General features: G+C 67.4%; 10 protein-coding genes. 3 read left to right on the forward strand and 7 right to left on the reverse strand.

Features of this window, described 5'->3' with window-relative positions; genetic code table 11:
- Positions 1-58 precede the first annotated feature (58 nt).
- Positions 59-850: a FadR/GntR family transcriptional regulator gene (locus DYE23_RS21395; protein ID WP_011893002.1), complete on the forward strand. Its 792-nt coding sequence runs from the start codon at positions 59-61 to the stop codon at positions 848-850.
- A gap of 45 nt (positions 851-895) precedes the next feature.
- Positions 896-2101, forward strand: coding sequence for an IS4-like element ISMfl1 family transposase (locus DYE23_RS21400; RefSeq protein WP_011891513.1), 1206 nt, complete (start codon positions 896-898; stop codon positions 2099-2101).
- 212 nt (positions 2102-2313) lie between these two features.
- Here DYE23_RS21400 and DYE23_RS21410 read toward each other — a convergent pair whose 3' ends face one another.
- From DYE23_RS21410 to DYE23_RS21420, 3 genes are all read right to left on the reverse strand, one after another.
- The gene (locus tag DYE23_RS21410) at positions 2314-4044 is read right to left on the reverse strand and encodes a DUF3556 domain-containing protein (protein WP_115328099.1); all 1731 of its coding nucleotides are present in this window, start codon (positions 4042-4044) and stop codon (positions 2314-2316) included.
- 87 nt (positions 4045-4131) lie between these two features.
- The gene (locus DYE23_RS21415) at positions 4132-4662 is read right to left on the reverse strand and encodes a DoxX family protein (protein ID WP_013471078.1); all 531 of its coding nucleotides are present in this window, start codon (positions 4660-4662) and stop codon (positions 4132-4134) included.
- A gap of 44 nt (positions 4663-4706) precedes the next feature.
- Positions 4707-6149, reverse strand: a complete 1443-nt coding sequence (locus DYE23_RS21420; RefSeq protein WP_115328100.1) for a carotenoid oxygenase family protein — start codon at positions 6147-6149, stop codon at positions 4707-4709.
- Positions 6150-6214: 65 nt separating this feature from the next.
- On the opposite strand from DYE23_RS21420, the gene DYE23_RS21425 reads away from it, so the two are divergent.
- Complete coding sequence (locus tag DYE23_RS21425) at positions 6215-6868, forward strand: TetR/AcrR family transcriptional regulator (protein WP_013471076.1); 654 nt, start codon at positions 6215-6217, stop codon at positions 6866-6868.
- Here DYE23_RS21425 and DYE23_RS21430 read toward each other — a convergent pair.
- Genes DYE23_RS21430 through DYE23_RS21445 form a run of 4 tightly spaced genes read right to left on the reverse strand, consistent with a single transcriptional unit; the run spans position 6865 to position 10913 of the window.
- Positions 6865-8118: a WS/DGAT/MGAT family O-acyltransferase gene (locus tag DYE23_RS21430; RefSeq protein ID WP_115328101.1), complete on the reverse strand. Its 1254-nt coding sequence runs from the start codon at positions 8116-8118 to the stop codon at positions 6865-6867. The genes DYE23_RS21425 and DYE23_RS21430 overlap by 4 nt on opposite strands.
- Positions 8119-8137: 19 nt before the next feature.
- Positions 8138-8842: an Rv1363c family protein gene (locus tag DYE23_RS21435; protein ID WP_115328102.1), complete on the reverse strand. Its 705-nt coding sequence runs from the start codon at positions 8840-8842 to the stop codon at positions 8138-8140.
- Positions 8839-9489: an Rv1363c family protein gene (locus tag DYE23_RS21440; RefSeq protein ID WP_099961835.1), complete on the reverse strand. Its 651-nt coding sequence runs from the start codon at positions 9487-9489 to the stop codon at positions 8839-8841. Before DYE23_RS21440 ends, DYE23_RS21435 begins: the two co-directional genes overlap by 4 nt.
- Positions 9453-10913 (reverse strand): MCE family protein, encoded by a 1461-nt coding sequence (locus tag DYE23_RS21445; protein WP_013471072.1) that lies wholly within the window; start codon positions 10911-10913, stop codon positions 9453-9455. The genes DYE23_RS21440 and DYE23_RS21445 overlap by 37 nt, the downstream gene beginning before the upstream one ends.
- Position 10914: the final 1 nt, after the last annotated feature.

Below are 10914 nucleotides of genomic sequence, written 5' to 3' on the forward strand. Positions count from 1 at the left end.
TGGTTTACTGAGTTGCACAGCTTGAGGTGCGGACGACTATGACCGGTGAGGAGGTGCCGTGGCCCGCAGTACACCGCTGGCGCCGATGATCGGGCCGGACGCCGTCGCCTCGCGCACCGCCGTGCGCTCCCCCAAGACCGCGGAGCTCGTCGCGGGCACCCTGCGCCGGATGGTCGTCGAGGGACAGCTCAAGGACGGCGACTTCCTGCCCAACGAGGCCGAATTGATGGCCCATTTCGGGGTGAGCCGACCCACGCTGCGCGAGGCCGTCCGCGTGCTGGAATCGGAACGCCTCGTCGAGGTGCGCCGCGGATCGCGCACCGGCGCCCGGGTGCGCGTGCCCGGACCCGAGATCGTGGCCCGACCGGCGGGACTTCTGCTGGAACTGTCCGGCGCGACGATCGCGGACCTTCTCACCGCGAAGTCGGCGATCGAACCGATGGCCGCGCGGCTGCTGGCCGAATCCGGTTCGGCCGCAGCGTTCGACGAGCTCGAGCAGCTTCTCGAAGAGCTCGTCGCCGACAGTCATCAGTCGCCGCGGCTCGCGGAGGCCACCGGCGCCTTCCACCTGCGCGTGGTGCAGCTGTCGGGCAATGCCACGTTGAGCATCGTCGCCGGCATGCTGCACGAGATCACGGTCAGGCACACGGCTTTCGTGTTCAACGAACGCCGGCCGGTGTCGAAGGCCGACTACGAGACGCTGCTGAGGTCCTACCGCCGGCTCCTGCAGTTCCTGAGGTCCCGCGACGCCGACGGCGCCGAGGCGCACTGGCGCAGGCATCTCGACAAGACGCGCGAGCTGCTGCTGGCCGGTCTGGAGAGCGTGCCGGTCCGCGACGTGATGGGCTAACCGCAATACCGTTCAGTTAAGACTACATGGGTGTAGTTTGTTGGTATGCCTCGCGCGGGTTGGCGGAAGCCTGAATCGGATCGTCGGTTGTCGGATCTGGTGTCTGTGGGTGTCCTGACGAGGGTGTTCCCGCCGGCGATGGTTGATGAGGTGATCGAGGCGACGGGGCGTACTCAGGTGCGTCATCGTGCACTGCCGGCACGGGTGATGGCGTATTTCGCCATCGGCATGGGCCTGTACTCCGATGGCTCCTACGAGGATGTGTTATCCCAGCTCACGGATGGTTTAGCGTGGGCTTCCGGGTGGCGTGAGCAGTATCAGTTGCCGGGGAAGTCGGCCATTTTCCAGGCGCGGGAGCGATTGGGGTCCCAGCCGTTGGCTGCGTTGTTCGCGAGGGTCGCTCGTCCGTTGGGCGCGGCGGATACGCCGGGGACGTGGGTGGCCGGACGCAGGGTGGTCGCGATCGACGGGACGTGCCTGGATGTGGCGGATAGCCCGGTCAATGAGGAGTTCTTCGGGCGTCCGGGGGTGAACAAGGGTGAGAAGTCGGCGTTTCCGCAGGCGCGGTTGTTGGCGGTCGCCGAGTGCGGCACTCATGCGATCTTCGCGGCCACGATCGGCGCCTACCGCGACGCGGAGTCCACGATGGTCGAGCACGTGCTCGATGCACTGACACCGGAAATGCTCGTGCTGGCTGATCGTGGATTCTTCTCATACGCGTTGTGGCGTAACGCTTCCGATACCGGAGCCGATCTGCTGTGGCGCGTGAGCACCGGACGCAACGGCCCGACCCCCACTCACGTCGAGGATCTCGCCGACGGTTCGTGGCTGGCCCACCTGCGCGCGGCCAAGGACCGACACGGCGAGCCAATGCTGGCTCGCGTCATCGACTACACCGTCGACGACGGCCGCGACAACCCCGTGGCCTACCGGTTGCTCACCACGCTGACCGACCCGGACACCGCACCCGCGGTCGAGTTGGCGGCCGCGTACGCCCAGCGCTGGGAGATCGAGAGCGTCTTCGACGAACTCAAGACCCACCAGCGTGGGTCGAAGGTGGTGCTGCGGTCGAAGTCGCCCGACCTCGTCCTGCAGGAGATCTGGGGATACCTGTGCTGCCACTACGCGATTCGCTCGTTGATGAGCCAAGCCGCACACCACAGCGGACACGACCCGGACCGACTCAGCTTCACCGCCGCGTTGCGCGTCGTGCGCCAATCCGTCGCCCATCAGGGCGCTTTTTCCCCCTAACCGGCGCCGATCCGCCGACCCTCACTGGCAGGCGTTCCTCCGTCGCCTCCTCGACCGCATCAACCCGGCACGCCGCACACGGTCAGCTCCCCGCGTGATCAAACGCAAAATGCCCAAGTGGCATGTCAAAAGATCAGCGCACCAACACTGGCCACAACCCGAACACCCACCCAGCGTCACCGTCATCAGCCACTAACTGAACGGTATTGGGGCTAACCGCTCTTCTGCCAGGTGACGTGGACCGGGACGGTGTCGTCCCACGGCTGCCGCGTGACCATGTCGGCCACCATCACGTAGCCGCGCTCGAACTCACCGGTCGCCGCGTCGACGAGGCGATATTCCTGGCGCTGCTTGTGGATCGGCTGCGCGTCGAGAATCAGCACCCGCACCTCACCGGGCTCGAAACGGCACCGCTTCTGCAATGCGGTGATCAACTGCTCGTTGTGCATGTGGCCGTCGCCGAAGTTCCAGCCGATGGCCGTGCTGCAGATGCGTTCCCCGTCGGTGAGCACGTACTCGCCCTCGTCATGGCCGGCCATCGCACGGTGCGCGAGGGTGAACATCGCACGGCCGTGGGTGTTGAACGAGCGGAAGGCATACCCCATGTACTGGTACATCTCCGCGGTTTCCTTGCTGCCGTAGAACTTCTCCATCTGCGCGGCGGGCATGCTGGCGATCGCGACGATGCCGTTGGTGATCTTGTCCGAGGCCGAGGGCTTCACACACCACAGCGTGGTGTCCCAGTTGCCGGCGTAGTAGCGCATGCCGGGCAGGAAGGACACCTTGCGCGGGAACAGGTTTCCGACCACCACGGTGCCCGCGACGACGGCGAACAGCACGATCGGCCACGGACTCTGCAGATCACCGAGTCCGATGCCGGAGTTGCCGACGAACAACGCCAGCACGCTGAACATCATGAAGACGTTCCACTCCAGCGGGACCCCCATCGGGATCGCCGAGAGTATGCCGAAGTGGAACACCAGCATGACGAAAGCCGCTATCGCCGTGGGCCATCCGCCGTGGGAGAAGAACAGCACCAGCGGCACCAGCATCTCGATGGCCGTCGAGAAGTGTGCCAGCACGCGCGACGCGCGGCCGGGGCGCAGGTCGTCGGGGAAGTGTTCGAAGAACTTCCGCTTGATCGAGCGGGGCCGGATGACCGGGTTGTTGCTCATCATCGTCGAGATCACGAACGGGAAGTGCTTGTTGAGCTTCGACGTCGCGGCGCCGATCCAGATCGTCAGGCACACCAGCTTCGCGGCGATGATGATGTCGGCGCCACTGAACAGGAAGCACACCGCCAGCGAGCCGTACACCTCGCCTCGAGCGGCCAGGAAGATGACCTTGTCGCGCAGGCCCGCCACGACGAGCAGCCCGATGATCGTCGCGGTCTGCCACACCGGCAGCACGCCGACCTCGGATCCGATCTCGGGGATCGGGCCGGTGCCATCAGAGAAAAGCGCGATCACCAGCACCGCGAGCAGCGCGGCGTAGAGCACGACGTCGACCGGGGTCCGGGTGTCCCCCGCGGTCAACGGAACCCGGTTCGGCCACGGTGGCAGCCGGATGGTTCTGGGTCGCAGCCAGTACAGCACCGAGCCCATCGGCGGGAAGAAGCGGTTGTTGAGCGGCCCGAACCCGCAGCCGAGGCCGACGACCTCGAAGAGCATCGTGTAGAAGACGACCTTCTGGTACACGATCGGCTCGTGGTACCAGGCGGCGACGTCGGTGAACCCGTCGACGCCCGAGGTGCTCAGCACGATCAGCCACGCCACCAGCACGTAGAGCAGGATCTTCACCACGTAGAACAGGTGCATCACGACCGGGGTGCCGAAACCGACCTCGGCCCAGTGCCGGGCCATCGGCACGATGCGCTCGGCGCGGGTGCCCTTGCTCCATTCGGCGTAGTCGACGACGGGTGCGTCCTGTTTGAGAAACCCCATGGGGGTCAGACTAGAACGTGTTCCAATTCGCCTGAGCGATTCGGGTGTAGTTCGTCACGCTGACGTTGACGAACTACACCGAAATCCCTACGCGCCCTGCTTGGCCGGTGGCCGGTAGAAGATGGCCAGCTGCCCGATCCCGCCGGCCAGCCCCAGCACCAGGGCGATCGCCAGCCCCCACCATCCGTGCAGGTAGTCGTAGAAGGCCGAACCGCTGAACAGCAGATGGTCCAGACTCAGCCTGCCGGCGCCGATCGCGGCGAGACCGACGGCCGAGGCGGCGAGCACCAGGTTGTACTCCCAGCCCTCCTTGACGATGAAGAAACCGTTCGGCTTGTGCACGGTCCACGCCGCGACCAGCATCAGCGCGACGAACCCGGCAGCCGGGATCGGGGTGAGCAGGCCGACCGCCAGGCCGATACCGGCGGCCATCTCCGTGCCTGCCGCGATACGGGCGTGGAACATGCCGGGCTTCATGCCCATGCTGTCGAACCAGCCCGCGGTGCCCTTGAGCCCGCCCTTGCCGAAGAATTTGTTGTACCCGTGCGCGGCCATGGTCAGGCCGAGCACGACACGTAAAATAAGGACACCGAAATCAGCGCCATCGTAGGCAGTCATGTAACAAAACTTAGAACATCTGTCTCGCCGCCGCCCACCCCCCCCTACGCCGTCGGCACCCAGTTTCCGTGGAATCCCGAGGGCACCCGATGCGGCAGTCCGACGGTCGCGACGTCCTCGAGCGTGGCCGCGTCGAGGATCGCGAACTCGCTGCGATCGGTGGCCCGGTCGTAGACGTAACCCATCAACACCCCGTCATCCTCGGCGGCGTCGGCCGACGACGGATGGAACACGAACTCACCCACCACTTTCCCGGCGCCGAAGGATCGGCTCGGCGAGTTGTCGCCGATCAGATCGTGTTTGAGCAGCGTGTCGCTGCCGGTGCCGTCTCCGACACACGGCGCGTACCCGTAGCGGTGCCGCTTACCGACCCGGCGTTCGTCGACGCGGGGGAACTCCTGGGCGCGATCGTCGACCCGCGACTGGCGGACCTTGCCCGCGACGGGGTCGACGGTCCAGCGCTCCAGCGTCGGGGGGCCTTCGTTGGGACCCAGATGATCGGTGTCGAACATCTTCGGATGCCGCACGACGTCGAGCACGATCGTGTCGTCGGTCGGCGAATCGTAGGCGTTCATCGGGTGGAAGACGTAGCAGGGCTCGACCTCGAACCACCGGACGTCGGCGCCACCGCCGTCACGGGGCATCACGCCGATGCGCGCGGGGTAGCGCGGGTTCCACGAGTACGGGAACCGCCGGTCCGAACCCGAGCCCGACGGTTGCCGCGCCGCGACAGGATCCGGGATGCGTATCTTCCCGATCAGCGCCGACAGCACGAGCCGGGCGGGCAGTCGGAGACCCCGTGGCACGGTCATCGCGACGGCGAGACGCGTGTCGAAGGTGACGGGGAGGTCGTAGAAGATCACGTGGCGTTCGGTGAGCGAGAAGTCGTGCATCATCGGACTGCCCGCGACCTCGACGTCGACCGTGCGGCGGGTCCGGCCGTCGGTACCGATCACCGAGTACTGCACGGTGTTCCCACGCAGCATGCTGTAGGACACCGCGTGCAGTTCACCGGTGTCCGGGTCGCGCTTGGGATGCGCGGTGTAGCCGCCCGTCAGGGTGCCGTCGAAGTCGCAGACGCCGACGGTGTCGAGTTCTTCGGTCAGCTCGTAGTTGGGCACGCCTGCCTCGATGAGCGCCAACGTCTTTCCGGCGTGCCCGATCACATTGGTGTTCGCACCGATCCCGGAGATCGGGAACCGGCCCTCGGGCACGGACTCCCCCAGCGCACGGGCGGCCGCCGGGCCGCGAACCCACCGGTTGCGGTACCACTCGGCCCGGCCGTCCCTGATCCGGATGCCGTGCACCATGCCGTCGCCGATGAACCAGTGGTAGAGCTGCGGGTCGATCTCACCGATCGGGTTGGGGCCGTTGCGCAGATAGCGCCCGTCGAGGTGATCCGGGATGGTCCCGGTCACGTCGAGGTCGCTGAGCGTGTACTCCTCAGAGATCGGCGCGTAGGCACCCTCCAGATACCGGTGGGCCACATCGACCTCCAATAACAGCGTTATAGGACACCTCTGTATAACACCGTTATGGCAGAGTGGCAACGGTGAACGCGGTCCGCGACAAGATGGTGGCCGCCGGGGTGCGCCTCCTGGAGCGCGACGGCCTGAGCGCGCTGAGTGCCCGCAGCGTCGCGACCGAAGCGGGCACGTCGACCATGGCGCTCTACACCCATTTCGGCGGCATGACCGGTTTACTCGACGCCGTCGCCGTGGACGTGTTCCACCGCTTCACCGAGGCGCTGACCGGCGTCCCGCGCAGCGACGATCCGGTGGCCGACTTCCTGATGATGGGCCTGGCCTACCATCGGTTCGCGCTCGCCAATCCTGCCCGCTACCAACTGATCTTCGGGGCGGCATCCCCGGAGTCCATCGCGCGGTTCCGCACCGACATCACCGAAACCGGCAGCGCGACGAACAGGGCCGAGTGGGCGGCGTCGTTCGGTGCGCTGCACGGCGCGGTACACCGCATGATGGCCGCCGGCCGGATCCGGCAGGATGACGAACTCGCGGTGGCAGGGCGCCTCTGGAGCATCAACCACGGCGCGGTCATGCTGGAGATGGCCGGTTTCTTCGGCCATGAAGGACACGGGCTGGCGCAGATCCTCGGTCCGTTGATCATCGACACTCTCGTCGGGATGGGCGACGACCGTGACGCGGCCGTGCGGTCGATGCACGCAGTCCTGACCCAGAACTCCTAGCGCAGTGCGTGTTCCAATCGGTCGACATAGGCGTCGATGTCGCCGATCGCCGACTCGGCCGCGTACACACTGACCGCGACGTACTCACCGATACCGTGCACACCGTGCGTCACCCCCATCATCGGGGACAGGGTCGGGAAGCCGGCGGTCAGCAGCACGGGGGCGTCACCGAATCGCAGGTCGGCGGCGCCGCGGTTCACACTGGAGACGACCGTGTTGCCGGTGACCGTCGGCCAACGCAGATCGGGGTCGAAATGGCCGACGCCCCAGCGCAGTAACGGTGCGGGAACCGCGGCGGACGCCGCGTCCTCCGCGCCCATCGCCGGGTGGGTCGCCCGTCGCCGACGTTGCGCGAACTCGTCGGCGATCAGGCGCATCCGGGTCGCGGGCTCCTCGTCGGGATGGAGACCGATGCCGACATTGCCGAAGTGGTTGTTCGCCTGTCGCGGGCCGACTTTCGCCATCGGAACCTCGGCGCCCAGGTGCGCCGGGTCGTCACCCAGTTCTCGCAGGTGTGCGGCCAGCGCGCCGGAGATCGCCGACAGTGCCCCCACCGTGACGGTGTGTCCGTCGAACAGACCGCGCTCCACGACGACCGTCCTGAGATGGCAGTCCCCCTCGGGACGGATGTTGCTGTGCAAGGTGGGCCGCGAAACCGCCTGCGCCGGAACATGGCCCGCAGCGGTGTCGCGCAGAAGCCGACGGTGCTCGCGCCCCGCCCGCACGGCGCGCACCGGCAGAGCCACCGCGGGTGACCGCATCCGGGGTACCGCGGCCACCGGGTCCCCGCGGCCGAGCAGGTAGGCCGCCAGGGCCGAGGCGCGGACACCGTCGGCGAGGGCATGACAGATCTGCAGCACCAACACCGAGGCCGCGTCCGTCGCGCCCGGCACGTCGACGACGGAGGGGAAGACGTGGAGCCGCCATGTCATCACGCAAGCGTCGAGTTGGCTCTCCACCGATGCCGCCACCGCAGCCAGGCAGCCATCCCACGTCGCCTCCGCGCGCACGACGAACTGATCGGCGCCGACCGGGCGGGGCTCCCATCGCGGGTAGGTCCAGAATCCCGTGTCGGCGATACGCAGCCCGAACTCGCCGCACGCCCGAGCTCTGGCCGAGATCACGGCCAGAGCCTCGTCGAGGTCGCCGACCGAACCGTCGAACGCGTACAGCAGAAACTGGTCGTCGGGGATGGACCGGCACAGCCAGAGGGTCCTGGCGTCGACCGCAGTGAGCCGACGCACCGTCACGACCGCTCCGAAAGCCCGCTTACACCGGGTCGAACTTGGAGATCAGCCAGCGATCGCCGTCCTTCTCCAACGTGACCCGCACGCTCGACGCCGTGTCGGTCGGCGCGTCCGGCCCCATCGTCACCGTCTGGTTCACGAACAACAGCACCACGGCCTCTTCCCCGGTCACCGACACCGACGCCGCTGCCGGCACCGTGGCGATCGCCGAGATCTGCTTCTCCTTGGCGCCCGGGATCACGACGTCGTTGGTCAACGACGTGTAGGAGTCCCGGAATTCGCCCGTGAGCAGCTCACGGGCCGCGCCCAACTGCTGTTCAACGGTGTCAGGGGCGTAGGACAGCAACGCGATCGTGCCGTCTCGGGCCGCCTGCACCGACGTCTCCGCCAGGGACGGTCTGCCGGCCCCGCCGACGGACATCGACCCGTCACGGTTGGAGTTGTCGAGCCACTTCAGGTATCCGGCGCCGGCGGCCAGCACGAGCGCGATCACAGGCAGCACGATGAACGCCACGACCCGGGACCATTGGATCCCGCGACTGGGGGTGGGCTCCGCCTCCGTGGCAGCTTCGGTCGGCTCCGCCTCCGTGGCAGCTTCGGTCGGCTCCGCCTCCGTGACAGCTTCGGTCGGCTCCGCCTCCGTGGCAGCTTCGGTCGGCTCCGCCTCCGTGACCGCCTTCTTCTCCAGGTCCACGCTCTCGCCGTCGCCCTTCACGTCGTCGGTCACGGCACGAACTCCACGTTCGACACCTTCGCCTCGCCGTCGATCTCCTGGACCGAGATCCTCATCCGCCATGCTCTCGGTTGTTGTTCCGCCGAACCGGCATTGGTCGTGCGCACCGTGACCGCGACCAGCACCTGTCCCCCGGTGTCGGTGGCGGATTCCAGGCCCGCCTCGGCGATGGAGCCCTCCGACTTGGACTGCGCCTGCTTGACCACCTGGACGAACGGTTCGGCGCGCTGCTGGAAGTCGTCGTAGAACGTGCCGGTCGCCGAGTCCAGGATGCGCTGAACATCGGCCTCGGCGCTCTCCCAGTTGATCGTCGTCAGGTTCAGCGCCCCCTGTCGGCCCACCTGCACGAAGAGGTTGCGCCGTTCCTCGGCGCGATGCGACTCGTAGGTCTGATAGCCCAGCCAGCCCGCGAGGCCCGCCAACGCCAACACCGCGACCAGGCCCGCGATCAGCGCGAGCTTGACGGGCGACCTCCCGGCTTTCGCCGTGGTCGTGGCGGTGTCGTCGGGCTCGGTGGTCCCGGCGCCCTCGGTGTCGGCATCGGCGTCAGAGTCGGTGTCGGTCAGCTCGACCGCGGTGGACGACTCACGCTCGTCGGCGTCGGTCAGTTCCCCTTCGGGGGCAGCAGCATCGTCTGCCATGTTTGCTCCTCTGTGGCACCTTCAGCCAGGTTGGACTGCGTGTACACGCGTCCGTCCGGACCAACGTACGTGCCGTTCGCGGGGTCGTATTCAGCGGCCGCCACAGGCGGCGGGGCCGGGCCCGGCGGTGAAGAAGCTTGCGCAGGTTGTTGACCTGGCCGCAACTGCGGGACGGCTTGCCCGGACAGCGTAGCGTTCGGGTCGCCCTTCCAATTGTAGCCCTCGTTCAGCGGCACATAGACCTCGCCGCTCTCGCACATCGCCGCGCTGGGTGCGCGTTTGCCGGGCACCGTCGCGCACGGGATGTTGCGCGCACCGCGGACGTTGAACGCACTGTCTTGCGGCACCCGGCAGTACAGATCTCCGCGCGGCCGGTCGGGGGCGTCCTCGAACGTCGGTGCGCGCTGCTGCTGAGCGGGCAGGAACCCGGTCGTGCACGGCGGCGGGACGTTCAGGTTCAGGTTGAAGACCAGATAGTCGCCCATGTAGTCCTGCTTGGTGCCGTTCTTGGCGACACCGACCGCCTGGGTCACCGCGGTGCCCTGCGGCAGCAGCACGAGCAGCTGCTCCAGGTTGGGCTGGTAGGCGACCGCGACCTCGCCGACGCTGACCAGGTTGGCGAGCACGATCGGCAGGGTGGGCTTGATGCGGTCGAACAGGGCCCGCGTCTCCTCGGCGGCGCCGGGACCCTTGCTCAAGATGCCGGACACCGCGGCGTCCTGGCTCTCCAGCTGGCCGGTGAGGTCGGCGAGGTTGGACGCCCACGCCTGAATCGAGTCCGACGTGTCGATCTGCGAATCCAGCACCGGCTTCGACTGGTCGATCACGGTTGTCAGAGAGTCCAGGTTGGCGCGGGCGTCGATCGCCAGTTGCGCCGATCCGTTGACCAGCCGGCGCAGCTCCGGTCCGAGACCACCCACGGCCTCGTAGGCCTCGTCGACGACGGTCCTGAGGTTGTCCTGCGGGATCGCCCGCAGGCCTTCGTTCGTCAGCTCCAGCACGGTGTTGACGTCGGCGGGCACCCGCGCACGGTCGCGGGAGATCACGTCGCCGTTGCGCAGTACGGGCCCGTCGCCGCTCTGCGGCACCAGCTCGACGAACTGCTCGCCGACGGCCGACTGGCTGCGCACCGATGCGATGAGGTCCGCGGGGATCTTGACGTCGGAGTTCAGCGACAGCTCGGCGGCCACCCCGCGGTCGGTCAGCCCGACCGACTCGACGATCCCGACCTGCGAGCCGCGGTAGGTCACGTTGCTGCGCTCGTAGAGTCCGCCCGTCTCCGGCAGTTCCAGCGTCACCTTGTACTGGCCGATACCGACCATCTCCGGCAGCCGCATGTAGCCGAAAACCATGATGCCCAACGCGGTTACGGCCAGCAGCGAGAAGATCGCGAGCTGGATCAGCATCTGTCTGGTCACACGCATG

The organism is Mycolicibacterium gilvum, assembly GCF_900454025.1.
GTDB classification, from domain to species: domain Bacteria; phylum Actinomycetota; class Actinomycetes; order Mycobacteriales; family Mycobacteriaceae; genus Mycobacterium; species Mycobacterium gilvum.